At 72.7% G+C, this 25,231-nt stretch carries 22 protein-coding genes; 4 read left to right on the top strand and 18 right to left on the bottom strand.

What is annotated here, in order from left to right; translation table 11 throughout:
* Positions 1-34: 34 nt before the first annotated feature.
* The 11 genes from aroQ to AMK13_RS13705 all read right to left on the bottom strand — a co-directional run bounded on the left by aroQ (position 35) and on the right by AMK13_RS13705 (position 11,964).
* A complete protein-coding gene (gene aroQ / locus AMK13_RS13755; protein WP_049653999.1) occupies positions 35-463 on the bottom strand; it encodes a type II 3-dehydroquinate dehydratase in 429 nt (142 codons plus the stop codon).
* An 8-nt stretch (positions 464-471) separates the two neighbouring features.
* Entirely contained in the window at positions 472-1,563 is a 1,092-nt protein-coding gene (gene aroB / locus AMK13_RS13750) for a 3-dehydroquinate synthase (protein WP_074002384.1), read from the bottom strand.
* Positions 1,556-2,077 (bottom strand): shikimate kinase, encoded by a 522-nt coding sequence (locus tag AMK13_RS13745; RefSeq protein WP_049653982.1) that lies wholly within the window; start codon positions 2,075-2,077, stop codon positions 1,556-1,558. The genes aroB and AMK13_RS13745 overlap by 8 nt, the downstream gene beginning before the upstream one ends.
* The gene (aroC, locus tag AMK13_RS13740) at positions 2,074-3,258 is read right to left on the bottom strand and encodes a chorismate synthase (RefSeq protein ID WP_107086502.1); all 1,185 of its coding nucleotides are present in this window, start codon (positions 3,256-3,258) and stop codon (positions 2,074-2,076) included. Before aroC ends, AMK13_RS13745 begins: the two co-directional genes overlap by 4 nt.
* 226 nt (positions 3,259-3,484) lie before the next feature.
* The gene (locus tag AMK13_RS13735; protein ID WP_074002383.1) at positions 3,485-4,315 is read right to left on the bottom strand and encodes a shikimate dehydrogenase; all 831 of its coding nucleotides are present in this window, start codon (positions 4,313-4,315) and stop codon (positions 3,485-3,487) included.
* Between the two features lie 79 nt (positions 4,316-4,394).
* Complete coding sequence (gene mltG / locus AMK13_RS13730) at positions 4,395-6,308, bottom strand: endolytic transglycosylase MltG (RefSeq protein WP_074002382.1); 1,914 nt, start codon at positions 6,306-6,308, stop codon at positions 4,395-4,397.
* A gap of 188 nt (positions 6,309-6,496) precedes the next feature.
* A complete protein-coding gene (gene mltG, locus AMK13_RS13725; RefSeq protein WP_063780218.1) occupies positions 6,497-7,768 on the bottom strand; it encodes an endolytic transglycosylase MltG in 1,272 nt (423 codons plus the stop codon).
* 138 nt (positions 7,769-7,906) lie between these two features.
* On the bottom strand, positions 7,907-8,386 hold the full coding sequence (gene ruvX, locus AMK13_RS13720; RefSeq protein WP_049653990.1) for a Holliday junction resolvase RuvX: 480 nt from the start codon (positions 8,384-8,386) through the stop codon (positions 7,907-7,909).
* Positions 8,386-11,055 carry an alanine--tRNA ligase gene (gene alaS, locus AMK13_RS13715; protein WP_049653992.1) on the bottom strand — a complete coding sequence of 890 codons (2,670 nt, stop codon included), beginning with the start codon at positions 11,053-11,055 and terminating at the stop codon, positions 8,386-8,388. The genes ruvX and alaS overlap by 1 nt, the downstream gene beginning before the upstream one ends.
* Positions 11,055-11,480: a DUF6167 family protein gene (locus tag AMK13_RS13710; protein ID WP_053112171.1), complete on the bottom strand. Its 426-nt coding sequence runs from the start codon at positions 11,478-11,480 to the stop codon at positions 11,055-11,057. Before AMK13_RS13710 ends, alaS begins: the two co-directional genes overlap by 1 nt.
* 4 nt (positions 11,481-11,484) lie before the next feature.
* Entirely contained in the window at positions 11,485-11,964 is a 480-nt protein-coding gene (locus AMK13_RS13705) for a DUF948 domain-containing protein (protein WP_049653994.1), read from the bottom strand.
* A 220-nt stretch (positions 11,965-12,184) separates the two neighbouring features.
* Between AMK13_RS13705 and AMK13_RS13700 the strand changes: the two genes are divergently transcribed.
* Both AMK13_RS13700 and AMK13_RS13695 read left to right on the top strand, forming a co-directional pair.
* Entirely contained in the window at positions 12,185-14,416 is a 2,232-nt protein-coding gene (locus AMK13_RS13700; RefSeq protein WP_241852870.1) for an ATP-binding protein, read from the top strand.
* A 48-nt stretch (positions 14,417-14,464) separates the two neighbouring features.
* Complete coding sequence (locus AMK13_RS13695) at positions 14,465-14,791, top strand: tetratricopeptide repeat protein (protein WP_049651814.1); 327 nt, start codon at positions 14,465-14,467, stop codon at positions 14,789-14,791.
* Between the two features lie 103 nt (positions 14,792-14,894).
* On the opposite strand, the gene rpsD is transcribed toward AMK13_RS13695, so the two are convergent.
* The 7 genes from rpsD to AMK13_RS13660 form a co-directional block, all read right to left on the bottom strand.
* Positions 14,895-15,509, bottom strand: coding sequence for a 30S ribosomal protein S4 (rpsD, locus tag AMK13_RS13690; protein ID WP_030240707.1), 615 nt, complete (start codon positions 15,507-15,509; stop codon positions 14,895-14,897).
* Positions 15,510-15,818: 309 nt separating this feature from the next.
* The gene (locus AMK13_RS13685) at positions 15,819-17,261 is read right to left on the bottom strand and encodes a replication-associated recombination protein A (RefSeq protein ID WP_241852869.1); all 1,443 of its coding nucleotides are present in this window, start codon (positions 17,259-17,261) and stop codon (positions 15,819-15,821) included.
* A gap of 56 nt (positions 17,262-17,317) precedes the next feature.
* On the bottom strand, positions 17,318-18,136 hold the full coding sequence (ppk2, locus tag AMK13_RS13680) for a polyphosphate kinase 2 (RefSeq protein WP_074002381.1): 819 nt from the start codon (positions 18,134-18,136) through the stop codon (positions 17,318-17,320).
* Between the two features lie 137 nt (positions 18,137-18,273).
* Positions 18,274-18,774 (bottom strand): GNAT family N-acetyltransferase, encoded by a 501-nt coding sequence (locus tag AMK13_RS13675; RefSeq protein ID WP_241852868.1) that lies wholly within the window; start codon positions 18,772-18,774, stop codon positions 18,274-18,276.
* Positions 18,775-18,875: 101 nt separating this feature from the next.
* A complete protein-coding gene (gene aspS, locus AMK13_RS13670) occupies positions 18,876-20,666 on the bottom strand; it encodes an aspartate--tRNA ligase (RefSeq protein ID WP_074002380.1) in 1,791 nt (596 codons plus the stop codon).
* Complete coding sequence (hisS, locus tag AMK13_RS13665; RefSeq protein ID WP_049651818.1) at positions 20,663-21,925, bottom strand: histidine--tRNA ligase; 1,263 nt, start codon at positions 21,923-21,925, stop codon at positions 20,663-20,665. Before hisS ends, aspS begins: the two co-directional genes overlap by 4 nt.
* An 11-nt stretch (positions 21,926-21,936) precedes the next feature.
* A complete protein-coding gene (locus tag AMK13_RS13660) occupies positions 21,937-22,644 on the bottom strand; it encodes an MBL fold metallo-hydrolase (RefSeq protein WP_074002379.1) in 708 nt (235 codons plus the stop codon).
* A 249-nt stretch (positions 22,645-22,893) separates the two neighbouring features.
* Here AMK13_RS13660 and AMK13_RS13655 point away from each other — a divergent pair, with 249 nt between their 5' ends.
* Together AMK13_RS13655 and AMK13_RS13650 are read left to right on the top strand one after the other, a co-directional pair.
* Complete coding sequence (locus tag AMK13_RS13655; RefSeq protein ID WP_049651820.1) at positions 22,894-23,736, top strand: peptidylprolyl isomerase; 843 nt, start codon at positions 22,894-22,896, stop codon at positions 23,734-23,736.
* Between the two features lie 265 nt (positions 23,737-24,001).
* Positions 24,002-25,231 carry a DUF349 domain-containing protein gene (locus AMK13_RS13650; RefSeq protein WP_049651821.1) on the top strand — a complete coding sequence of 410 codons (1,230 nt, stop codon included), beginning with the start codon at positions 24,002-24,004 and terminating at the stop codon, positions 25,229-25,231.

Raw genomic sequence — 25,231 nt, 5'->3', positions numbered from 1 at the left:
GGCACAGTCCGCCGCCGGGCCACCGCCCGTACCCTCAGCGGGTGGTGAGCCGCTCGGCCAGCGCGCGCAGCGCCAGCTCGTAGGAGCCGAGCCCGAAACCGGCGATGGTGCCGGAGGCCACCGCGGCGATCACCGAGGTATGCCGGAAGGTCTCCCGGGCGTACGGGTTGGAGATGTGCACCTCGATCAGCGGCGCGGTGCGCTGGGCCGCGGCGTCCCGCATCGCGTACGAGTAGTGGGTGAACGCACCGGGGTTGATCACCACCGGCACCTGCCCGTCGGCCGCCTCGTGCAGCCACTCCACCATCTGCTGCTCGGAGTTGGTCTCGTGCACCTCGACCTCGAAGCCGAACTCCTTGCCCAGCGCGGTGCAGCGCTCGACCAGCCCGGCGTACGAGGTGGCGCCGTAGACGTCCGGCTCGCGGCTGCCCAGCCGGCCCAGGTTGGGGCCGTTGAGCACCATCACCCTGGTCACGCCGAGACCTCCGCGTACGCGGCGACCAGCAGCGACGGGTCGGGGCCCTCCAGTACGGAGGTCTTGCCGAGGCCGTCCAGCACGATGAAGCGGATCAGGTCGCCGCGCGACTTCTTGTCGATCTTCATCGCGTCCAGCAGCTTCGGCCAGGCGTCCGCCCGGTAGCTCAGCGGCAGGCCGACCGAGGCCAGCACGGTGCGGTGCCGGTCGGCCGTCTCGTCGTCCAACCGCCCGGCCAGGCGGCCGAGTTCGGCGGCGAAGACCATGCCGATGGAGATCGCGGCGCCGTGCCGCCACTTGTACCGCTCGTTGCGCTCGATGGCGTGGCCGAGGGTGTGGCCGTAGTTGAGGATCTCGCGGCGGCCGGACTCCTTGAGGTCCCCGGAGACCACGTCGGCCTTGACCTGGATGGCGCGGCGGATCAGCTCGACGGTGTGCGGGCCGGACGGGGTCTTGGCTCCCTCGGGGTCGGCCTCGATCAGGTCGAGGATGGCCGGGTCGGCGATGAAGCCGCACTTGATGACCTCGGCGAGGCCGGAGACGTAGTCGTGCCTGGGCACCGTCTCCAGGGTGTCGAGGTCGGCCAGCACGCCCACCGGCGGGTGGAAGGCGCCGACCATGTTCTTGCCCTCGGCGATGTTGATGCCGGTCTTGCCGCCGACGGCCGCGTCGACCATGCCGAGCAGCGTGGTGGGCATGGAGATCCAGCGCACCCCGCGCAGCCAGGTGGCGGCGACGAAGCCGGCCAGGTCGGTGGTGGCGCCGCCGCCGAGGCCGACGATGACGTCGCTGCGGGTGAAGCCGGTCTGCCCGAGCACCGACCAGCAGTACGCGGCGACCTCGACGCTCTTGGCGTCCTCGGCGTTGGGCACCTGGAGCACGATGGCCTCGTAGCCCTCGCCGAGCAGGTCCTCGCGGATCGCGTCGGCGGTGGCGGCGAGCGCCTCCGGGTGGATGAGCGCCACCCGCTTGGCGCGGGTCCCGATCAGCGGAGACAGCTCACCGAGCAGCTGGTGCCCGATCAGCACGTCGTACGGGTCGTGGCCGGCGCTGCCGCCGACGTGGATCCTGACGGTGGTGTCAGTCATGGGGGGTCTTCAGCTCCAGTGCTTCCAGTACGGCGTCCGCGACCTGTTCCGGGGTGCGCCCGGCGGTGTCGACCACGGCGGTGGCCACCTCCAGGTAGAGGGGGCGGCGGGCCTCCATCAGCTCGCGCCAGCGGGCCCGCGGGTTGACGGCCAGCAGCGGGCGCGGGGCGTCCAGGCCGACCCGCTTGACCGCGTCGGCGAGCGGGACCTCCAGGAAGACCACCGGCAGCTCGTGCAGCAGCGCGCGGGTGGCCTCGGCCATCACCGCGCCGCCGCCGAGCGCCAGGACCCCGTCGTGCCCCTCGGCGGCCGCGCGCACGGCGGCCGCCTCCAGCGCGCGGAAGTGCGGCTCGCCCTCGTCGATGAAGATCTCCGGGATGGGCTTGCCGGCCGTCGCCTCGACGTCGGCGTCGGTGTCCCGGAAGCCGACGCCCAGGCGCTCGGCCAGCATCCGCCCGACGGTGGACTTGCCACTGCCGGGCGGGCCGACCAGCACGACAACGGGGTTCGTCATCGGATGATCAGGTTGTCGAGGTAGCCCTGCACGTTGCGGCGGGTCTCGGAGACGTTGTCGCCGCCGAACTTCTCGTTCACCGCGTCCGCCAGCACCAGCGCGACCATCGCCTCGGCGACGATGCCCGCGGCCGGGACCGCGCAGACGTCCGAGCGCTGGTGGTGCGCCTTGGCCGGCTCGCCGGTGCGCACGTCCAGGGTCTGGAGCGCCCGCGGCACGGTGGCGATCGGCTTCATCGCGGCGCGCACCCGCAGCACCTCGCCGGTGGACAGTCCGCCCTCGGTGCCGCCGGAGCGGCCGGAGGTGCGCTTGACGCCCTCGGCGGTCGGGACGATCTCGTCGTGGGCCTGGGAGCCCGGCACCCGGGCCAGGTCGAAGCCGTCGCCGACCTCGACGCCCTTGATCGCCTGGATGCCCATCAGCGCGGCGGCCAGCCGCGCGTCCAGCCGGCGGTCCCAGTGCACGTGCGAGCCGAGGCCCACCGGCACGCCGTACGCCAGCACCTCGACCACGCCGCCGAGGGTGTCGCCGTCCTTGTGGGCCTGGTCGATCTCGGCGACCATCGCCTTCGAGGCGTCGGCGTCCAGGCAGCGCACCGGGTCGGCGTCCAGCTTGGCCTCGTCCGAGGGCAGCGGCACCACGCCGGCCGGCGCCTTGGCGGCGGCCAGCTCGACCACGTGGCTGACGATCTCGATCCCGGCCACCTCGCGGAGGTAGGCGCGGGCGACGGCGCCCAGCGCGACCCGGGCGGCCGTCTCGCGGGCGCTGGCGCGCTCCAGGATCGGCCGGGCCTCGTCGATCGAGTACTTCTGCATGCCGGCCAGGTCGGCGTGGCCGGGCCGGGGGCGGGTGAGCGCCTCGTTGCGGGCCAGGCCCGCCAGGACCTCGGGGTCGACCGGGTCGGCCGACATGACCTGCTCCCACTTCGGCCACTCGGTGTTGCCAACCATGATCGCGACCGGGCTGCCCATGGTCAGACCGTGCCGGACGCCGCCGAGGAAGGTCACCTCGTCCTGCTCGAACTTCATCCGCGCCCCGCGGCCGTAACCGAGCCGGCGGCGCGCCAGCGCGTCGGCCACCACGTCGGTGGTGACCGGTACACCGGCGGGCAGGCCTTCCAGCGTCGCGACGAGTGCGGGGCCGTGCGACTCCCCCGCCGTCAGCCAGCGCAACGTACCCAACGGAGCTCCTTCATCAGCGGACCGGACCACGGCACCGCCGGGGCCCGCCCCGGGCGTGCCTTTTGTACCTGAATCCTTTCATGCCCCAGCGGCACCCGGGGGCACAGTCCGCGTGACGGACAGCAACCGGCCACGATCCGGCCGGGAACCGCCCGGGAAACCGGACGGAGGGCGGGCGGGCACCCGGCCGTGGGGCCGGGCCCGCCCGAGTCCGCCGGGGCCGGGCTCAGTGCCCGGCGAGCGCCTTCTCCCCCGCCTCGCGCATCGCCGCCAGCGGCCCGGGCGTCCGCCCGGTGAAGGCCTCGTTCTGCAGCACCGCCTGGTGCACCAGCAGGTCCAGCCCGCCCAGGACGGTCGCCCCGCGCCCGGCGCAGGCGGCGGCCAGCGCCGTCGGCCACGGGTGGTACAGCACGTCGAACAGCGCGCCCGGCTCGGCGGGCAGCGCCTCGGCGAAGACGTCGGTCGCGCCGACCGGCGTGGTGGAGATCGTCAGCGGCCGGGCCAGCGCCTGCGCCCCGAGCTCCCAGTCGGCGGTGCGGACGGCCACGCCCAGCCGCTCGCCCAGCTCGGCCATCTCCCGGGCCCGCTCGGCGCTGCGCACGTAGACCGTCACCTCGCCGGTGCAGATCTGGGCGAGCGCGGCCAGTGCCGAGGAGGCGGTGGCCCCGGCGCCCAGGACGGCCGCCTCGGGCACCTCGGTGATCCCGCGCTCGCGCAGCGCGTTGACCAGCCCGGGGACGTCGGTGTTGTCCCCGGTGCGCCGGCCGTCGGCGGTGAACACCACGGTGTTCACCGCGTCCACCGAGCGGGCCGTCGCGCTGACCTCGTCGAGCAGCGGGATGACCGCCCGCTTCAGCGGCATGGTGAGCGACAGCCCGGCCCACTCGGCCTCGTCCAGCGCGGCGACGAACCCGGGCAGCCCGGCCTCGTCGACCTCGAAGCCGTCGTAGCGCCAGCCGTCCAGCCCGAGCGCCGCGAAGGCGGCCCGGTGCAGGTCCGGCGAGAGCGAGTGGGCGATCGGCGAGCCGAGAACGGCCGCCCGGTGCTTGCTGGTCAACGCTTCTCTCCGCGAACTGGCGAACTGTCGTCCGGCCGCGGCTGCTTCCTGGTGCCGCGGCTGCTTCCTGGTGGTGCGGCTACTTCTTGGTGGTGCAGTGGCCGCGCGCCTCGTCGAAGCCCTGCCCGGCCGACTGGCAGTACTCCTTGACGTTGGCGTAGTGCTCCTTGCTCGTCTCGGCGAACCGGGTCTGGGTCGGGGACATCGCGATGAAGTACAGCCACTTGCCGTCCGCCGGGTGCAGCGTCGCGTTGAGCGCCTCGTCGCCGGGGTTGGAGATCGGACCGGGCGGCAGGCCCTGGTTCACGTAGGTGTTGTACTTGTTGGACGCGTCGTCCATGTCCTTCTTGTCGAGGTCCTTGCGGCCCAGCGAGTACTGGAGCGTGGTGTCCATGCCGAGCCGGTGGTTGATCTCGCCGCCGGCCGCCAGCCGGTTCTGGATGGTCTTGGCCATCTTGGCGAAGTCTTCCGGGTTGTTGCCCTCGCGCTGGAGGATGCTCGCCTCGATGAGCACCTCGTAGCCGGTCTTCAGCCCCACCGAAGCGGCCTGGGCGTCCAAGCCGGCGTACTTCTCGGTGGCGTTCTTCACCATCTGCTTGAGCAGGTCCTCGGGCTTCATGCCATCGGCGATGTTGTAGCGGGTCGGCCAGAGGAAGCCCTCGATGTTGCCGTTCGCGTACGCCGGCAGGCCGAGATCGTTGACCTGCGCCTTGGCGACGCCTGCCGTGGTGCCCGGCGGCAGCTTCAGCTTGTCGTCGATCTTGGCGTAGATCTCGGAGGAGTTCTTGCCCTCCGGGATCACGATCGCCGCGCCGCCCGCCTGGGCGAGCAGCTCCTTGAGCGCGGCCGTGGCCGGCATCTCCTTCTTCAGCACGTAGAAGCCGTACTGGATGGTGCCGCACTTGGGCTCGGCCTTGCAGGCCGTGTTGAACGCGTCGACGCTCTTGACCACGCCGGCGTTCTTCAGCGCCAGGCCGATCTGCCCGCCGACCGCGCCCTTCTTGACCTCGACCTGGACGGTGCCGGTGCCCTCGCCGGTGAAGTCCGGCGCCGGGCCGAAGTGGTCCTGGTAGAAGCCGTAGCCCCACCAGCCGGCCCCGCCGACGGCGCCGAGCAGCACCGCGGCGACCAGCAGGCAGGCGCCGCCGTTGCGGCGGCCCGACTTCTTGCCCTTCTCCTTGCGCTTCTTCTGGGCCTCGCGGGAGTCGTCCTGCTCGCCGAGGAAGCCGGCCTCCCCGGCCTCGGCGTGCTCGTCGGGGTACCCGTCCTCCTCGTGGCGGCCGCCGTCCCCGTGGCCGTCCCACTCGTCCGTCCCGCCCTCGCGCGCGGCGCCGACCGGATCGGCGCCGGCCTCCAGCGCGGCGGCCTCGGCCTCCCAGTCGATCCCGTCCGGGCCGGGGCCGGAGGCCGGCACGGGCTCCGGGGCCGGCTGCGGCTTGGCCCGGCGTCTCGGCACCTGCCGCTGCGGAGCCTGCTGCTCGGGGGCCGGCTGCTGCGGGGGCTGCTGCTGGAGGGGCTGCTGTGCCTGGACCTGCTGCGCCTGGACCTGCTGGGGCTGGACCTGCTGCGGAGCCTGCTGCTGGTAACCCTGCTGCTGCACCGGCGCCTGCTGCTGGGGCAGCTGCTGCTGCGCGTACCCCTGCTGCATCGGCTGCTGCGGTTGCGGCTGCTGCGGCACGTACCCCTGCTGGGGGTAGCCCTGCTGCTGCACCGGCGCCTGCTGCTGCGCCATCTGCTGCTGGTAGCCCTGCTGACCGCCCGAGTAGCCCTGCTGCGCCATCATCTGCTGCTGCATCTGCGGCGCCATCTGCTGCTGCGCGTACCCCTGCTGCACGTCCCCGTACTGCTGCTGGACCTGCTGGCCCTGCTGCGGGTACTGCTGCTGCCACTGGCCGTCCTGCTGGCCGGGGACCGGCTGCCGGCCGTCGTACCCGGGATCACCGGGGTGCCACGGCTCGCCCTGGGGGTTGTAGCCCCCGCCCAGATCGGTCATTGATCCCCTTAACCGACGGTGACGACCGGAGGATCAAACCGGCCGTCCGGGACGACGCGGTCCCGGCTGATTCTCGAACCGGCGTGCTAGCGCAGCGCCTGGAGGGAGACGTTACCGTACCGCAGCCTTACCCCCGGCCGGGCGGACGCACCGTCAGTGAGCGATCTCACCGACGGCACACAACTCCGTTACGGCGTCCCCGCACCGGGAGCGGAAGGCGCACCGGCCCCGCCCGAGGCCCCCGGGGCCGTCGCCGCCGGGTCGGAGGGCGCGCCCGACGCCGGGGCGCTCGGCTTGGCCGCCGCCCGGTTGGCGTTGAACTCCGCCACGTTGCGTTGCTGGACGTCGAAGCTGTCGGTGAAGCGGGTGTCCCCCGGCTTCACGGTGACGAAGTACAGCCAGTCCCCCGGCGTCGGGTCCAGCGCGGCCATGATCGCCTGCCGCCCGGGGTTGGAGATCGGGCTCGGCGGCAGTCCGGCGTGCAGGTAGGTGTTGTACGGGGAGTCCAGCCTGGTGTCGGTCACCGAGGTGTTCAGGGTCGAGCGGCCGAGCGCGTAGTTGATGGTGGAGTCCAGCTGCAGGGGCATGCCCTTGGCCAGCCGGTTGTAGATCACCCGGGCCACCTTGCCCATGTCCTCGGTGTTGTCGGCCTCGCCCTGGACCATGCTGGCCACGGTGATCAGCCCGTACACGCTCTGCCCGAGGTTCTGCGCGACCACGGTGGCGTCGTCCCGGCCGAACTCCCGGCCGGCCCGGTCCACCATCTGCTTCAGCAGGTCGAAGGCGGTGGTGCCCTCGGTGACGCTGTACGTCGCCGGGAACAGGTAGCCCTCCGGGCTGCCGTTGGCGAAGTCCGGCAGGCCGAGTTCGGCGCCCTGGTCCTGGGCGGTCTTCTGGGCGGTGCCCGCGGGCAGGTTCAGCTTCTTGTCGATGGCCGCGTAGATCTGGTAGCCGCGCCATCCCTCGGGGATGGTCAGGCCGTTGGCGTTGGCCGGGTCGATCAGGACCGCCAGCGCCGCCGCGGCCGACATCCGCTGCTTCAGCGTGTACGTCCCGGGCTGGATCCGCCCGGCCGCCGCCGCGCTGCCCTTCGCGGCCCGGGTGAAGGCGAGCGAGCTGGCCACCACGCCGTTGCGGACCAGCGCGGAGGCGATCTGGGAGAGGCCGGCGCCCTCCGGCACCGAGACCTGCACGCTGCCGGTGCCCTGCCCGGCGAAGTCGGCGGCGGCCGGGGGTTTGCGCTGCGCCTGGATCCAGGTGTACCCGGTCAGCCCGACCCCGCCGAACACCGCGATCAGCGCGAGCGCGGTGAGCCCGCAGGCCAGCCCGTTGCGCCGTCGGTGCGGATCGGGCGCATCGAAGCGCGGACGGGGCGCACCCGGCGGACGGCCCTCCGGTTCCAGCACCGGTGCGCCCAGATGTCCGGGCGTGAGACCCGGGTGGAAGTCCTGGTCGGTCATGGCTCGCGCCCCCTTCGGCGGTCCCAGATCGATCCGGATCGACATGAATCGATCCAAAACAGACAAGGAAGCGAACGAAAAGGGGTCCGTGCGGACGCGTCCGCACGGACCCCTCAACGGGACGTTAGATCAGACCGGTCAGCCGACCGCCTCGACGCTCTCACCGGGCGGGCGTCCGCTCACCCGTTCGGACTCAAGGGCGGTCTGCAGGATCACCACCGCGGCGGCCTGGTCGACCACCGAGCGGCCCTTCTTCGCCTTGACCCCCGAGGCGCGCAGCCCGTGGGTCGCGGTGACGGTCGACATCCGCTCGTCCACCAGCCGCACCGGCACCGGGTAGAGCCGGTTCGCCAGCCGGGTCGCGTACGCCCGGACCTTCTCCGCCGCCGGGCCCTCCTTGCCGCTGAGCGAACGCGGCAGCCCGACGATCACCTCCATCGCGTCGTACTCCTCGACGATGGCGGCAATCCTGGCCTGCGACTTCACCCCGGCCGGGACGGTCTCCACGGGCGTGGCGAGCACCCCGTCGGGGTCGCAGGACGCGACCCCGATCCGGGCGTCCCCGACGTCGACGGCGATCCGCCGCCCCCGTCGGAAGGGCCTCTCCTCGAGCTCCATCAGCTGGCGCGCTCCGCGACCAGGCCGAGCACCGCGGCGATGGCCTCGCCGACCGCGGCCGGGTTGGAGCCGCCGCCCTGGGCGACGTCGTCCTTGCCGCCACCGCCGCCGCCGAGGGTCTTGGCGGCGGTCCGGACCAGCTCGCCGGCCTTGATGCCGCGGCCGCGGGCGTCCTCGTTGGTGGCGATCACGGTCAGCGGGCGGTCGTTCGCCACGGTGAAGGCGGCGACCACGGCCGGGCGCGAGCCGAGGCGGCCGCGCACGTCCAGGACCAGCTTGCGCAGCTCGTCCGCGCCCACGCCGTCGGCGACCTGCGCGGCGACCACGGCGATGCCGTGCACGTCCTCGGCCGAGTCGGCCAGGCCCGCCGCGGCGGCCAGCACCTTCTCGGCGCGGAAGCGCTCGATCTCCTTCTCGGCGTCCTTGAGCTTGGCGAGCATGCCCGAGATCTTCTCCGGCAGCTCCTCCGGACGGCCCTTGACCAGCTCGGTGAGCTGGGCGACCACGGTGTGCTCACGGGCCAGGAACCGGTAGGCGTCGCTGCCGACCAGCGCCTCGACGCGGCGCACGCCGGAGCCGATCGAGGACTCGCCGAGCAGCTTCACCAGGCCCAGCTGGGCGGTGTTGCCGACGTGGGTGCCGCCGCACAGCTCCTTGGAGAAGTCGCCGATGGTGACGACCCGGACCTCGTCGCCGTACTTCTCGCCGAACATCGCGATGGCGCCGGCCTTGCGGGCCTGGTCCATCGTCATGACCTCGGCGGTGACCTCCAGCTCGCGGGTCAGCACGTCGTTGATCTTCTGCTCGACGTCGACCAGCACGCTGCCGGGAACGGCGGCGGGCGAGCCGAAGTCGAAGCGGAAGCGGCCGGGGGCGTTCTCGGAGCCGGCCTGGGCGGCCGTCGGGCCGAGCGCGTCGCGCAGCGCCTGGTGGGTCAGGTGGGTGGCCGAGTGGGCGCGGGCGATCGCCCGGCGGCGCTCGGTGTCGATCGTGGCGTACGCCGAGGCGCCCAGCACGACCTCGCCGAACAGCACCCCGCCGGAGTGCACGATGACGCCCGGGACGGGCTGCTGCACGTCGCGGATCTCCACCACCGCGCCGGACTCCAGCCGGATCCGGCCCTGGTCGGCGAGCTGGCCACCGCCCTCGGCGTAGAACGGGGTGCGGTCGAGGATGATCTCGACCTCGTCGCCCTCGGAGGCAGCCGGCGCCGGGACGCCGTCCACCAGCAGGCCGACCACGGTGGCCTCGCCCTCGGTGAGCGAGTAGCCGGTGAAGACGCTGGCACCGGACGTGTCGGCGACCTCGCGGTACGCGGCGACGTCGGCGTGGCCCATCTTCTTGGCCTTGGCGTCGGCCTTGGCGCGGTCCCGCTGCTCCTGCATCAGGCGGCGGAAGCCGGCCTCGTCCACCTGGAGGCCCTGCTCCTCGGCCATCTCCAGGGTGAGGTCGATCGGGAAGCCGTAGGTGTCGTGCAGCTTGAACGCCTGGTCGCCGGAGAGCACCGCGCCGCCGGACTGCTTGGTCTCGGTGACCGCGGCGTCCAGCAGGTTGGTGCCGGCCTTCAGGGTCTGGAGGAAGGCCGCCTCCTCGCCGACGACGACCGTCTCGATGCGCTTGCGGTCGCTCTCCAGCTCCGGGTACTGCGGGGCCATCGCCTTGATGGCGATGTCGGTGAGGTCCTTGGCCACCACGCCGGTGGCGCCCAGCAGGCGCATGTTGCGGATGGCGCGGCGCAGGATGCGGCGCAGCACGTAGCCGCGGCCCTCGTTGCCGGGGGTGACGCCGTCGCCGATCAGCATCAGCGCGGTGCGGATGTGGTCGGTGACCACGCGCAGCGAGACGTCCGCCTTGTGGTCGGCGCCGTAGGTGTGGCCGGTGAGCTCGGCGGCGCGGTCGAGGATCATCCGGCTGGTGTCGATCTCGAAGAGGTTGTCGACGCCCTGCAGGATGGCGGCGAGGCGCTCCAGGCCGAGGCCGGTGTCGATGTTCCGGCTCGGCAGGTCGCCGAGGATCTCGAAACCGTCCTTGCCGTCGCCGTGGCCGCGCTCGTACTGCATGAAGACCAGGTTCCAGATCTCCAGGTAGCGCTCGCCGTTGACGGCCGGGCCGCCCTCCTCGCCGTACGCGGGGCCGCGGTCGTAGTTGATCTCCGAGCACGGGCCGCACGGGCCGGGGACGCCCATCGACCAGAAGTTGTCCTTCATGCCGAGGCGCTGGATGCGCTCCGAGGGCACGCCGATGACGTCACGCCAGATCTGCTCGGCCTCGTCGTCGTCCTTGTAGACGGTGATCCAGAGCTTCTCCTTCTCCAGGCCGTAGCCGCCGTCCGCGACGGGAGTGGTGAGCAGCTCCCAGGCGAACTTGATGGCTCCTTCCTTGAAGTAGTCGCCGAAGGAGAAGTTGCCGCACATCTGGAAGAAGGAGCCGTGCCGGGTGGTCTTCCCGACCTCCTCGATGTCCAGGGTGCGCACGCACTTCTGGACGCTGGTGGCGCGCGAGAACTGCGGCTTGACCTCGCCCAGGAAGTAGGGCTTGAACGGCACCATGCCGGCGTTGACGAGCAGCAGGGTGGGGTCGTCGGCGACCAGGGACGCCGACGGAACGACGGTGTGGCCGCGCTCCTCGAAGAAGCGCAGCCAGCGGCGGCGGATCTCAGCCGACTCCATTAGTGGTCCTTCCGGTTCGGGGTGCCGCCCCGCGGCGGCAGGGCGCGGCGGGGCGTTTCTTCAGTGGTCTGGGGGGTGGTACGGGCGCTGCGGGACGGAGGCAGGGCGGCGGCCGGGCTACCGGGCGCCGCCGAGATAGCTCGGTACTGCGGCTCGCCGCGCAGGACCCGGCGGTCGCCGCGGGGCTCCACCACGGCGGTGCCGTGCAGCCCGAGGTCGTCCTTCAGCTGCTCCTCGCGCTCGGCCATGCCGGCCTTCACGTCCTGGGCGAACTGCTTGGCCAGGTCGCCCAGGTGCAGCGCGCCGCGGGCGGCGGTGCCGGAGAGGCTGTCCGGGGTCAGCCGGTGCACGGCCTCGTTGGCCTTGTTCATGGCCCAGACGGTGGCGCCGGCGCCGACCGCCATCCAGAAGATGCGTCGCACCATGCCGTCAGCCCCTCACCGCGCGCCGGACCCGGGAGAACAGTCCGCTCCTGGGCGCCGTCGCGGCGCGGACCTCGGCCCGGATCAGCCGGGCCAGCTCCTCGCGCTCGCCGGCCTGCGAGGGCACCGGCGGCACGCCGCCCTGCTGCCGGGCGACGGCCTTGCGCACGCCGTAGCTGAACGCCGCGACCTTCACCAGCGGTCCGCCCAGGGTGGCGGCCACGGTGGAGGAGAGCGCGTTGGCGTTGGCGGCGGCGTCCTGCACGTTGGCGGTGATCTCGTCCACCCGCTCCAGCTGCTCGTTGGCGCTGCGCACCGCGGCGCCCGCGTCGGTCAGCAGCGGGACGGCCTGCTCGGTGACGGCGGAGACCAGGACGGCGGCCTCCTTGAGGACCCGGGAGAGGCGGACCAGCACCACGGCGAGCAGGGTGACCAGGACCGCCCAGAAGACGGCGACGAGCAATCCGGCCAGCTCTCCCACGGACACCTTTGCGCGCTCCCTCGCCTTGCAGCTCTTCAGAGGGAACCCTATCGCGCCGACGCCCGGTTTCCGGACCGGGTTCTCTCCCCGGCGATCCGGTCGGGTGTGCGATCGGCGCGCGTAACCTACCGGCCGGTCACCTCGTTCTGCCTGGCAGGCCGTCGCCCGTACGGCCCGACGCACGTCCGGACCGCGACGGTCCGGCCTGGAGCACGGGGAGCAGCCCTTGGCCGGGGACTGGAGAGCGGAGCCCGGGGAGCCCGAGGCGGGGCCGCCCGAGCCGGAGCCCGGCCGGCTGCCGGCCGAGCTGACCGGCTTCGTCGGGCGGCGGGGCGAGCTGGCCGAGCTGGCCGGCCTGCTGGCCACGGCCCGGCTGGTGACGGTCACCGGGCCGGGCGGCGTGGGCAAGAGCCGGCTGGCCCTGCGCGCGGCGGCCCGGGCGGCCGACGCGTTCCCGGACGGCACCTGGCTGGTGGACGTGGCCCCCGTACAGGACCGGCTGCTGCTCGGCCACGCCGTCCTGGAGGCGCTGCGGCTCACCGACGGCGGCGCCCGTCCGCCGCTGGACGTCCTGACCGACCGGCTGGACGGCCGGCGCCTGCTGCTGGTGCTGGACGGCTGCGAGCACCTGGTGGAGGCCTGCGCCGAGCTGGCCGACGCGCTGCTGCGGGCGCTGCCCGAGCTGCGGCTGCTGACCACCAGCCGCACCGCGCTGCGGGCCTCGGGCGAGCACCTGCTGACCCTCGCGCCGCTGCCGGTCGGCCCGGCGCCCGCCGGCCCGGCGCGGTCGGGCGCGCTGCCGGACGCGGTGCGGCTGTTCGCCGACCGGGCCCGGGCGGTGCTGCCGTCCTTCGAGGTGACGGAGGACAACGCGGAGGCGGTCGGGCTGCTCTGCCGCCGGCTGGACGGCATCCCGCTGGCCGTGGAGCTGGCCGCCGGCCGGCTGCGCGCGCTGTCGGTGGAGCAGGTCACCGCCCGGCTGGACGACCGCTTCCGGCTGCTCACCGGCGGCTCCCGGACTGCTCTGCCCCGGCACCGGGCGCTGCGCACGACGATCGGTTGGAGCCATGAGCTCTGCACCGTGCAGGAACGTTTACTCTGGGCCCGCCTGTCGGTCTTCGCCGGCGGTTTCGACCTGGAGGCCGCCGAGTACGTCTGCGCCGGCGAGGGCATCGAGGCCGAAGAGGTGCTCGACCTGCTCGACGAGCTGGTCGCCAAGTCCGTGGTGCTGCGCGAGGACAGCGCCTTCGGCGTGCGCTTCCGGCTGCTGGACACCCTGCGCGAGTACGGCGGCCAGTGGCTGCGGGCCGCAGGCGAGGAGCCGCGGCTGCTGCGCCGCCACCGGGACTGGTACCTGGGCGTCGCCACCTGGGGCGAGGTCGAGTGGTTCGGCCCCCGGCAGGCGGAGACCGCCGAGCGCACCCAGCTGGCCCACGGCAACCTCCGCGCGGCGCTGGAGTTCTGCCTCGCCGAGCCCGGCGAGGAGCAGATCGCCCTGCTGCTGGCCGGCACCCTCTGGTTCTACTGGATCGGCTGCGGCCACCTCGGCGAGGGCCGGCACTGGCTGGACCGGGCGCTCGCCCTGGACCGCGAGCCCACCGAGGCCCGGGCCAAGGCGCTCTGGGTGACCGGCTACACGGCCACCCTCCAGGGCGACCTCGGCTTCGCCCGCCCGGCGCTGGAGGAGTGCCGCCGCCAGGCCCTGAACACCGGCGACGACCGGGCCCTGGCCCACGCCGTCCACCGCCAGGGCTGCGTCGCCCTGGTCGGCGACGACCCCGACCGGGCCGCCGAGCTGTTCGAGGAGGCGCTCTGGCACTACCGGACCATCGGCGAGCTCAACAGCAACGTGGTGATGGCCATGCTGGAGCTGGGCCTGGCCTACCTGTTCCAGGGCGACCTGGACAGCGGCGAGCTCTGGTTCGGCCAGGCCCGCGAGCTGTGCGAGGAGCACGGCGAGCAGTGGGCCTACGGGTACGTGCTCTACGCGATGGCGTACTCGCACTGGCTGGACGGCGCCGTCCAGCCCGCCCGGATGCTGGCCCGGGAGTGCGTGCGGCTGAACCACCTCTTCCGCGACCTGCTCGGCATCGTGCTGGGCATCGACCTGCTGGCGCTGCTGGAGACCGAGCCGAGCCGCCCGGGCGAGCCGGGCGACCTGCGCGAGGCGCGGGTGCTCCAGGGGGCCGCGCACCGGATCTGGCGCGCGGTCGGCAACCCGTTCCTGGGCTCGCGGAACTTCTTCGGCCCGCACCAGGAGTGCGCGGAGCGGGCCCTGGCCGGGCTGAGCGCCCAGGAGTACGAGGAGTGCTACGAGGCCGGCACCCTGCTGGACCTGGACGCGGCGGTCGCCCGGGCGCTCGGCGGCGGGGGCACGGCGGAGGGCGCGGAGCCGGTGGTGCCGGATCCCCGCGCGGTGCCGCCCGCGCCGGCGCCCTCGGCGGTGCGGAATAGTTGAAACTTGCCGATTGCTTGAGGAGGCAAGGAACTGCTCGGAAGGAGCACCATGGCCGTCCACAACGCCGCCAACGAGTACCGCATGGCGAAGTTCTACTTCGATTCCAAGGCGTACACCGACGCGGCCCGCATGCTCGAAGGCGTCCTGGCCGAGGAGCCGACCAACCTCTCGGTCCGGATGCTGCTGGCCCGCAGCTACTTCCACTCGGCCCAGCTGCGGCGCGCCGAGGCCGAGCTGCTGCGGATCCTGGAGGCCGACCCGGCCGAGGACTACGCCCGGCTGATGCTCGGCCGCACCCTGGAGCGCCAGGGCCGCGCCGAGGAGGCCCGCCCGCACCTGCGGCTGGCCGCCGCGATGGCCGGCGAGAGCATCTGACGGCAGCGGGAGGAACCGCGGGAACAGCGGAAAAGGGGCGAGCCCCCGTCGCCTCGAAAGGCGGCGGGGGCTCGCTCGTGGTGTCGCGAAGAGCGGAACCGGGTCAGCGCGAGTAGTACTCGACGACCAGCTGCTCGTCACAGATCACCGGGACCTCCTTGCGCTGCGGCGCACGGTCCAGGCGGAAGGCCAGGGCCTTCAGGTTGACCTCGAGGTACTTCGGGGTCTGGCCCTCACCCGCGTAGCCACCCTCACGGGCGACCTGGAAGGGGACCTTCTCCTTGGAGCGCTCGCGGACGGTGACCACGAAGCCCGGCTTCATCTGGAACGACGGCTTGTTGACCTTGCCGCCGTTGACCTCGATGTGGCCGTGGACGACCATCTGGCGGGCCTGGTAGATGGTGCGGGCGATGCCCGAACGCAGGACCAGGGAGTCCAGACGGGTCTCCAGGTCGGCGACGAGCGCCTCACCGGTCTTGCCCTCGGCCTTCTTCGCGCGGTCGAACGCGCGCGCCATCTGCTTCTCGCTCAGGTCGTACTGGGCGCGCAGACGCTGCTTCTCGAGCAGACGGACCTTGTAGTCCGAGTTCTGCTTGCGGCCACGGCCGTGCTGGCCGGGCGGGTACGGGCGGGCCTCGAAGTACTTGACGGACTTCGGGGTCAGCGGCACGCCGAGCGCACGCGCGATCTTGACCTTGGGACGCTTCTGGTTCGCCATGAACCAAACCTTCCTTGCTTACGAATACGGCTTCACCAGGTGTTGACGGAGGTCGCATCTCGCGACCCGGAGACAACCCATCGCCGAGGCGATGCGGTCAGCCGCTCTCCGGAGCCGGGCACGGAAGTGCTGGTCACACGGACCGGCCCGGAATCCGGGCCCGTCCGCGACACCGAAACGGTGCGCGACGCTCCTGGTGCGGGCCCCTCGAGGGGGCCTACGGCCGGTGTCCCGCTGGTGCGGCCGGTCGGTGGGGTCTCCCCCGCCGCCGTCCCGGGACATGGCACTCCGATCGAGTATACCGGTGGATCACTCGCCCTTTTCCCCGGGCTGCTCCTCGGCCGGCGCGGCCGCCTTCCGCGGCTTCTGCTCCGCCTTCTGCTCGGCCTTCTTCTCCACCCTGCGCTCCCCGCGCAGCCGCCCGCGCGTCCACTCCACGACCTCCGCGTACCGCGCCTCGCCGCCGCGCCTGGTCGGCTGGTAGTACTCCCGGCCGTGCACCGCGTCCGGCGCGTACTGCTGGGCGGCGATGCCCTCCGGCAGGTCGTGCGGGTAGCGGTAGCCCTTGCCGTGGCCGAGCTTGCCCGCGCCGCCGTAGTGCGCGTCCCGCAGGTGGGACGGGACGGCGCCCGCCAGGCCCTGCCGGACGTCCGCCAGCGCCGCGTCGATCGCCAGGTAGGCGGCGTTGGACTTGGGCGCCAGGGCCAGCGCGATGGCCGCCTGGGAGAGGATGATCCGGGCCTCCGGGAAGCCGATCAGGGCCACCGCCTGGGCCGCCGCCACCGCCGTCTGCAGGGCCGTCGGGTCGGCCAGACCGACGTCCTCGCTGGCCGAGATCATCAGCCGGCGGGCGATGAACCGCGGGTCCTCCCCCGCCTCGATCATCCGGGCCAGGTAGTGCAGGGTGGCGTCCACGTCGCTGCCGCGGATCGACTTGATCAGCGCGCTCGCCACGTCGTAGTGCTGGTCGCCGTCCTTGTCGTAGCGCACCGCCGCCTGGTTGACCGCCGTCTCGGTGGTGGCCAGCGTGATGCTCGGCTCGCCCTTCTCCAGCGCCGCCCCGGCCGCCGCCTCCAGCGTGGTGAGCGCCCGCCGGGCGTCCCCGCCGGCCAGGCGCACCAGGTGGTCCTCGGCCTCCGCGGTCAGCTCCAGCGCGCCCTCCAGCCCGCGCTCGTCGGCCACCGCGCGGCGCAGCAGCGCCCGGATGTCCTCGTCGGTCAGCGACTCCAGGGTGAGCAGCAGCGAGCGGGACAGCAGCGGGGAGATCACCGAGAAGTACGGGTTCTCGGTCGTCGCCGCGATCAGGGTGACCCAGCGGTTCTCCACGGCGGGCAGCAGCGAGTCCTGCTGGGCCTTGGAGAAGCGGTGGATCTCGTCCAGGAAGAGCACCGTCTCCCGGCCGGACATCCCGACCGCCCGCCGGGCGCCGTCGATCACCGCCCGGACCTCCTTGACCCCGGCGGTGATCGCGGACAGCTCCACGAAGCGGCCCTCGACCGCCTGGCTGATCACGTGCGCCAGGGTGGTCTTGCCGGTGCCGGGAGGGCCCCAGAGGATCACCGAGCTGGTCGCCGCCGGGCCGCGCGAGCTCCCGACCAGGCGGCGCAGCGGCGAGCCGGGCTTCAGCAGCTGCCGCTGCCCGGCCACCTCGTCCAGGGTGCGCGGACGCATCCGTACGGCCAGGGGCGCCCGGCCGGGCTCCCTGGTCTGGCGTTCCTCGGCGGCGGCGGTGAAGAGGTCCGGTTCGTCCACACCGGAAGCCTATGCGAGGGCTCGGACAGCCCGCCAAGAGCTGCGCGGGGCCCGTCCTACTCCAGCCCGGCGGCGTGGTCCGGGACGTACTTCTGGAGGTCCCGCGGCGGCCGCTCGTAGCCGCGCGAGGCGGGGCGGGGCGGCAGCTGCACCCGCGGCTCCCTGATCTCGTGGTACGGCACGGTGGACAGCAGGTGGGCGATCATGTTGATCCGGGCCCGGCGCTTGTCGTCGCTCTCCACCACGTGCCAGGGCGAGTCCGGGGTGTCGGTGTGGATGAACATCTCGTCCTTGGCCCGCGAGTAGTCCTCCCAGCGGGTGATCGACTCGACGTCCATCGGGGAGAGCTTCCAGCGCTTCATCGGGTCCTCCAGCCGGTCCCGGAAGCGCCGCTGCTGCTCGGTGTCGCTCACCGAGAACCAGTACTTGCGCAGCAGGACGCCCGACTCGGTGAGCATCCGCTCGAAGGTCGGGCACTGGTGCAGGAACTGCCAGTACTCCTCGTCGGTGCAGAAGCCCATCACCCGCTCGACGCCCGCGCGGTTGTACCAGCTGCGGTCGAACAGGACGATCTCCCCTGCGGCCGGCAGGTGCTCGACGTACCGCTGGAAGTACCACTGGGTCTTCTGCCGCTCGGTCGGTGTGGGCAGCGCCGCGACCCGGGCGATGCGGGGGTTGAGGTACTCCGTCACCCGCTTGATCGCCCCGCCCTTGCCCGCGGCGTCGCGCCCCTCGAAGACCACCACCAGCCGGGCGCCCTCGACGCGCACCCACTCCTGGAGCTTCACCAGCTCCTCCTGGAGGCGCCGCAGCTCCCGCTCGTACGGCTTCCTGGCCAGTCGCGCCGGTTTCCCGGTCCGCTGCTGCTCGGCCACCCTCGGTTCCTCCGTCCGGCTGAATGCTGATCAGCACTCACCGTAGGCGCCCACGGCCGGTTCCGCAGGTCGGCGGGGGGCCTTGGCGACCGGGGCCGGTCTCGTGGACCGGCCCTGGGGAGAGGTGCCGGGAGAGGTCAGACGGCGACGAAGGGCTCGGGGTAGCGGCAGAGCCCGCGCGGGGTGCCGTCGTACGACGGCAGCGGCAGCACCTGGAAGTACGCCTCCGGCACCTCGAACGGGCCGGTCACCTCGTGCCGCCCGGCCGGCGCGAAGCCGAACCGCGCGTAGTACTCCGGGTCGCCGAGGACGACCACGAGCTTCTCGCCCGCGTCCTCGGCCGCCGCCAGCGCGGCCCGGACGACCAGCTCGCCGACGCCCCGGCGCTGCCACTCGGGCGCCACCGCGACCGGCCCGAGCGCCAGCGCCTTGCCGTCGCCGACGAGCAGCCGGGTGAGCAGCGCGTGGCCGATCACCAGCCCGGTCCCGTCGACCGCCACCACGGACAGCCCGGGCAGCCAGGCGGGATCGCGGCGCAGCGCGTCCACCAGGTCCGCCTCGTCCGGGCCGGGGAACGCGGCCATGTGGACGCGTCTGGTCGCCGGGGCGTCCTCCGGACATTCGATTCTTGTGGTCACCTGCAAGAGTCAACCCTCCCTGTGTCACACACCGTTGTGGACCGGCCCCGGACGGCGGGTGAGCCGTCCGGGGCCGTTGCAGGTTAGCGGATGACGCGGTGTCAGGACTGGGGCTGGGCCTCGCCCTTGGCGTCCTCGCGGACCTTCGGCTTGGCGTCCACGCCGGCCTCGCGGCGCTGCGCCGGGGTGATCGGGGTCGGGGCGCCGGTCAGCGGGTCGCCGCCGGTGGACGTCTTCGGGAAGGCGATGACGTCCCGGATGGTGTCGTACCCGCCCAGCAGGGTGACGATGCGGTCCAGGCCGAAGGCGACACCGCCGTGCGGCGGCGGGCCGTAGTTGAACGCGTCCAGCAGGAAGCCGAACTGCGAGGCCGCCTCCTCCTCGGAGAGGCCGATCGCGTCGAACGCCCGCTTCTGCACGTCGCGCTGGTGGATACGGATCGAACCGCCGCCCAGCTCCGAGCCGTTGAGGACCAGGTCGTAGGCGTTGGAGAGCGCCGAGCCCGGGTCGGTGTCGAAGGTGGCCAGCGACTCCGCGGTCGGGGCGGTGAACGGGTGGTGCACCGCGTGCCAGCCCTGGAACTGGCCCTTGTCGTCCTCGATCGGCTCGAACATCGGGAAGTCGACGACCCAGAGGAAGGCCCACTGGGACTCGTCGATCAGCTCGCAGCGGCGGCCGATCTCCAGACGGGCGGCGCCGAGCAGCTCCTGGGAGGCGCGCTCCTTGCCGGCCGCGAAGAAGACCGCGTCGCCGTTCTTGGCGCCCGCGGCGGCGGCGAGGCCGGCCAGGTGCTCCGCGGAGAGGTTCTTGGCGACCGGGCCGCGCAGCTCGCCGGTCTCGGCGTCGATGAGCACGTAGGCCAGGCCCTTGGCGCCGCGCGCCTTGGCCCAGTCCTGCCAGGCGTCCAGCTGCTTGCGCGGCTGCGAGGCGCCGCCGGGCATGACCACGGCGCCGACGTACGGGGCCTGGAAGACGCGGAACTCGGTGCCCTTGAAGTACTCGGTCAGGTCGGTGAGTTCCTGGCCGAAGCGGACGTCCGGCTTGTCCGAGCCGTAGCGGCCCATGGCGTCCGCGTAGGTCATCCGGGGCAGCGGGTTCGGGATCTCGTACCCGTGCACCTCGCGCCAGACGGAGCCGACGATCTTCTCGCCGAGGGCCAGGACGTCCTCCTGGTCGACGAACGAGGCCTCGATGTCCAGCTGGGTGAACTCCGGCTGCCGGTCGGCGCGGAAGTCCTCGTCGCGGAAGCAGCGGGCGATCTGGTAGTAGCGCTCCATGCCGGCCACCATCAGCAGCTGCTTGAACAGCTGGGGCGACTGCGGCAGGGCGTACCAGTGGCCGGGCTGGAGGCGGACCGGGACGAGGAAGTCGCGGGCGCCCTCGGGGGTGGAGCGGGTGAGGTACGGCGTCTCGATGTCGAGGTAGTCGTTCTCCTCCATCACCCGGCGGATGATGTTGTTGACCTTGGAGCGCAGGCGCAGGCCCTTGGCCGGGCCCTCGCGGCGCAGGTCCAGGTAGCGGTAGCGCAGCCGGACCTCCTCGTTGACCGTGCCCGGCTCGTACTCGGCGACCGGGAAGGGCAGCGGGGCGGCCTCGGAGAGCACCTCGATCGCGCTGACGACGACCTCGACGGCGCCGGTCGGGATGTCGGGGTTCTCGTTGCCCTCGGGGCGGACCCGGACGTCGCCGACGACCTTGACGCAGTACTCGGCGCGCAGGCCGTGTACCGAGTCGAGGTCGCGGACCACGATCTGCACGGTGCCGGAGGCGTCGCGCAGGTCGATGAAGGCGACGCCGCCGTGGTCGCGGCGGCGGGCGACCCAGCCGGCCAGGGTGACGGTGGTGCCTGCGTGCTCCGGGCGGAGCGTGCCCGCGTCGTGCGTGCGGATCACAGCTGCTTCTCCTTCAGGGTGGTGACGAGTGCGTCGAGGGCGACGGGGGTCTGCTCGCCGGTGCTCATGTCCTTGAGCTGGACGACGCCCTCGGCGAGGTCCCGGTCCCCGGCGATCAGGGCGAAGCGGGCGCCGGACCGGTCGGCGGACTTCATGGCGTTCTTGATGCTCTTGACGCCGAAGGCGAGGTCGGTGGCCACGCCGGCCCGGCGCAGCTCGACCACCTTGGCGAACAGGGTGTTCTTGGCCTCCTCGCCGAGCGCGACGGCGTAGACGGAGGTGGCCGCCGGCAGGTCGAGGGCGACGCCCTCGGCCTCCAGTGCGAGGTAGGTGCGGTCCACGCCGAGCGCCCAGCCGACGGACGGCAGCGCCGGGCCGCCGATCATCTCGGACAGGCCGTCGTAGCGGCCGCCGCCGCCGATCGCGGACTGGGCGCCGAGGCCGTTGTGCACGAACTCGAAGGTGGTGCGGGTGTAGTAGTCCAGGCCGCGCACCAGCTTGGGGTCGTCCACGAAGGCCACGCCCGCCGCGGTGAGCAGCTCGCGGACCTTCTCGTCGTACGCCTTGCAGGCCTCGCACAGGTAGTCGCGCAGCATCGGGGCGCCGACCAGCTGGGCCTGCACCGACTCGCGCTTGTCGTCGAGGACGCGCAGCGGGTTGATCTCGGCGCGGCGGCGGGTCTCCTCGTCCAGGTCCAGGCCGGAGAGGAAGTCGATCAGCGCGGCACGGTAGACCGGGCGGCACTGCTTGTCGCCGAGGCTGTTGAGCAGCAGCGAGTAGTCGCTCAGCCCCAGCGAGCGGAACGCGTCGTCGGCCAGGATGATCAGCTCGGCGTCCAGCGCCGGGTCCTCGGCCCCGATCGCCTCGGCGCCGACCTGGGAGAACTGGCGGTAGCGGCCCTTCTGGGCGCGCTCGTAGCGGTAGTACGAGCCCGAGTACCAGAGCTTGACCGGCAGGTTGCCCTGCTTGTGGAGGTTGGCCTGGAGCGCGGCGCGCAGCACCGAGGCGGTGCCCTCGGGGCGCAGCGCGAGCTCGTCGCCGCCCTTGGTGGTGAGGGTGTACATCTCCTTGGAGACGATGTCGGTGGACTCGCCGACGCCGCGGGAGAACAGCTTCACGTCCTCGAAGACCGGGGTCTCGACGTAGCCGTAACCGGCCCGGCGGGCGGGCGCGGCGATGCGCTCGCGGATCGCCAGGAAGGTCGCGGAGCTGGGGGGCAGCAGGTCGTAGGTGCCCTTGGGGGCGGTGAAGGTGCTCAACTTCTCTTCCGTCACATTCCTCGTCGCGGGAAAGCCGGGGCGCCTGCCGCCCCTGCTGCCTGTCGGAGGTAGGGGTTGGTGGCGCGCTCGCGGCCGATGGTGGTCTGACCGCCGTGGCCGGAGAGGACCACGGTGGAGTCGTCGAGGGGCAGGCACACCCGGGCCAGCGAGTTCATGATCGCCTCGCTGTCCCCGCCCGGGAGGTCGGTACGCCCGATGGAGCCGGCGAACAGCAGGTCGCCCGAGAACAGCACCGGGGGGAGGTCCTCGGCACCGGGCGTCCGGAAGGTCACCGACCCCCCGGTATGGCCCGGGGCGTGGTCCACGGTGAGCTTCAGGCCGGCCAGCTCCAGCACGCTGCCGTCGGTGAGCTCGCGCACGTCGTCGGGCTCGCCGACGGTGAGCTCGCCCATCAGCTGGGTGCCCAGGGAGCGGCCGAGCGCCTTCTCCGGGTCGGACATCATGTACCGGTCCTCGGGGTGGATCCAGGCCGGGACGCCGCGGGCGCCGCAGACCGGGACCACCGAGGCCACGTGGTCGATGTGGCCGTGGGTGAGCAGCACGGCGACGGGCTTCAGCCGGTGCTCGCGGACCATCTCCTCGACGCCGCGGGCCGCCTGGTGGCCGGGATCGACGATGACGCACTCCTCGCCGGCCGCCGGAGCGACCAGGTAGCAGTTGGTGCCCCAGGCTCCAGCGGGGAATCCGGCGATGAACACGCGCGTCCTTCGGGTGTGTGGCGGTCGGCTGCGGCGGCTGCCAGTGGTGACGCCACCAGTGGTGATTCAGGTGCAGCCTACCGGCGCCGCGGGTCCGGTTGCGAACCAGATACGGGCGGCGGGGCGCCGCGGCCCGGCAGGTTCACCGGGTTCTTACAGGCCCGGTCCCTACACTTGGCCGCCGAGGGATGCGATGATCCGCTCCGGAATCCATCCACTTTTCCCGCACATCCGTAGGAGACACGGCCGGTGGTCAGCAGCGAACAGCGGCGGCGGCAGCTCGCCCGAGAGAAGTACGAGCGCCAGTTGGAGCGCCGGGTCGAGGCCCAGGCCGCGCGCAGGCGGCGCAACACGATCCTGGGCGCCTCGCTCGCCGTCGTGGTCCTGGCCGGCGGTGGCACCCTGATCGCCACCGGCGCGTTCAGCTCGGACGACAAGGGCGACAAGAAGGCCTCGAACAGCGCCCAGGCCGCGCCGACCGGTACCGAGGAGCCGTCCGCCCCGACCCGCAAGCCGGTCGAGGGCTGCGCCGCCCCGGCTCCGGGCGCGCCCAACGGCAAGCAGTGGCAGGCCGAGCCGGCCATGACGATCGACGCGGGCGGCTCGTACGCCATGACGCTGGACAGCAACTGCGGCAAGGTGACGATCGCGCTGGACGCGGCCAAGGCCCCGCACACCGTGAACTCCTTCGCCTTCCTGGCCGGTGAGCAGTACTTCGACCACACCAAGTGCCACCGCCTCACCACCGACGGCATCTTCGTGCTGCAGTGCGGCGACCCGACCGCCAGCGCGACCGTCCCGGGCGGCAGCGGCGGCCCCGGCTACAAGTTCGCGGACGAGAACCTGACCGGCGCGACCTACCCGGCCGGCACCGTGGCGATGGCCAACTCCGGTCCGGGCACCAACGGCAGCCAGTTCTTCCTGGTCTACAAGGACACCAAGCTGCCCCCGAACTACACCCCCTTCGGCAAGGTCACCGGCGGCCTGGACGTGGTGCAGAAGATCGCCGCCGCGGGCACTCTGGAGGGCTCGTCGGACGGCCACCCGATGGCCGACGTCACCTTCAACTCCGTTACGGTGGCGAAGGGTTGATCGACTCCGGGGTCGTCGGCGGGTGGCCTGCGCGCCGCCCCCGCACGGCCCCGGACCGAAATCGCCCGGCCCGGATGCGGACAGCACCGGGCCTGGTCGCCTATGTTGGCGTTGTATAGGGTGCCCGGACCCGCCTAGCCGTCACCCTCGGCAGCAAGGCACGGCGGACGGGGACGGCGGACTCTTTCGGTCCGTCGCACATCAACTGTGGACGACGGACGCGCGCCGCCCCGGCGCGGGCGCGACGTCATGTGGAGGACGCGCTATGAGCAGCGACCCGTGGGGCCGTGTGGACGAGCAGGGCACGGTCTACGTCAGGACGGCCGACGGCGAACGAGTCGTCGGTTCCTGGCAGGCCGGCTCGCCCGAGGAGGCCCTCGCCTACTTCGAGCGCAAGTACCAGGGCATCGAGGTGGAGATCGGCCTGCTGGAGAAGCGGGTGCGCACCACCGACCTGGCCGCCAAGGACGCCCTGGCCGCGCTGGAGCACCTGCGCGCCCAGGTGGTCGAGGGGCACGCGGTCGGCGACCTGGAGGGTCTGGCCAAGCGGCTGGACACGCTCACCGGCGAGATCGAGAGCCGGCGCGAGGAGCGCAAGGCCGCCCGCGCCAAGGCCCAGGACGAGGCCCGTGCGGCCAAGGAGGCCCTGGTCACCGAGGCCGAGCAGCTCGCCGAGTCGACCCAGTGGCGGGAGGCCGGGGACCGGCTGCGCGCCCTGGTGGACACCTGGAAGGGCCTGCCGCGGCTGGACCGCAAGAGCGACGACGAGCTGTGGCACCGCTTCTCGCACGCCCGCTCGGTCTTCTCCAAGCACCGCAAGGCGCACTTCGCCACCCTGGACGCCGAGCGCGAGAAGGCCCGGCAGACCAAGGAGGCGCTGGTGTCCGAGGCCGAGGCGCTGTCCTCGTCCACGGACTGGGGCAGCACCGCGGCCGCCTACCGCGACCTGATGGCGCGCTGGAAGGCCGCCGGCCGGGCCCAGCGGGACATCGAGGACGAGCTGTGGGCGCGGTTCCGCGGCGCCCAGGACGTCTTCTTCCAGGCCCGCTCCGCGGTGTTCAGCGAGCGGGACGCCGAGCAGGTGGAGAACCAGAAGCTCAAGGAGGCGCTGGCCGCCGAGGCCGAGACGATCCTGCCGATCACCGACCTCAAGGCCGCCAAGGCCGCGCTGCGCGAGGTCAACGAGCGCTGGGAGGCGATCGGGCACGTGCCGCGCGAGGTCCGTCCGAAGCTGGACGGCCGGCTGAACGCGGTCGAGCGGGCGATCCGCGAGGCCGAGGAGGCCGAGTGGTCGCGCTCCAACCCGGAGGCCAAGGCCCGCGCGGCCGGCATGGTGGGCCTGTTCCAGGCGAAGGCCGACAAGATCCAGGCCGACCTGGACAAGGCCCGCGCGGCCGGCAACGCCTCCAGGATCGCCAAGCTGGAGTCCGAGCTGGACGGCGTGCGGACCCTGCTGGACCAGGCGCACAAGAGCCAGGAGGAGTTCAGCGGCTGA

This window comes from Streptomyces sp. CB02056, assembly GCF_001905545.1.
Classification (GTDB): Bacteria; Actinomycetota; Actinomycetes; order Streptomycetales; family Streptomycetaceae; genus Kitasatospora.
This window is presented reverse-complemented; position numbering and strand designations above follow the sequence as displayed.

Coding starts and splice junctions, on each gene's coding strand:
- mltG (WP_074002382.1), bottom strand. CDS start 6,308: ATGACCGATCTGGGCGGGGGCTACAACCCCCAGGGCGAGCCGTGGCAC.
- AMK13_RS13710 (WP_053112171.1), bottom strand. CDS start 11,480: ATGGTGCGACGCATCTTCTGGATGGCGGTCGGCGCCGGCGCCACCGTC.
- AMK13_RS13695 (WP_049651814.1), top strand. CDS start 14,465: ATGGCCGTCCACAACGCCGCCAACGAGTACCGCATGGCGAAGTTCTAC.
- aroB (WP_074002384.1), bottom strand. CDS start 1,563: ATGACTGACACCACCGTCAGGATCCACGTCGGCGGCAGCGCCGGCCAC.
- aroQ (WP_049653999.1), bottom strand. CDS start 463: ATGGTGCTCAACGGCCCCAACCTGGGCCGGCTGGGCAGCCGCGAGCCG.
- rpsD (WP_030240707.1), bottom strand. CDS start 15,509: ATGGCGAACCAGAAGCGTCCCAAGGTCAAGATCGCGCGTGCGCTCGGC.
- mltG (WP_063780218.1), bottom strand. CDS start 7,768: ATGACCGACCAGGACTTCCACCCGGGTCTCACGCCCGGACATCTGGGC.
- ruvX (WP_049653990.1), bottom strand. CDS start 8,386: ATGGAGCTCGAGGAGAGGCCCTTCCGACGGGGGCGGCGGATCGCCGTC.
- alaS (WP_049653992.1), bottom strand. CDS start 11,055: ATGGAGTCGGCTGAGATCCGCCGCCGCTGGCTGCGCTTCTTCGAGGAG.
- AMK13_RS13650 (WP_049651821.1), top strand. CDS start 24,002: ATGAGCAGCGACCCGTGGGGCCGTGTGGACGAGCAGGGCACGGTCTAC.
- AMK13_RS13745 (WP_049653982.1), bottom strand. CDS start 2,077: ATGACGAACCCCGTTGTCGTGCTGGTCGGCCCGCCCGGCAGTGGCAAG.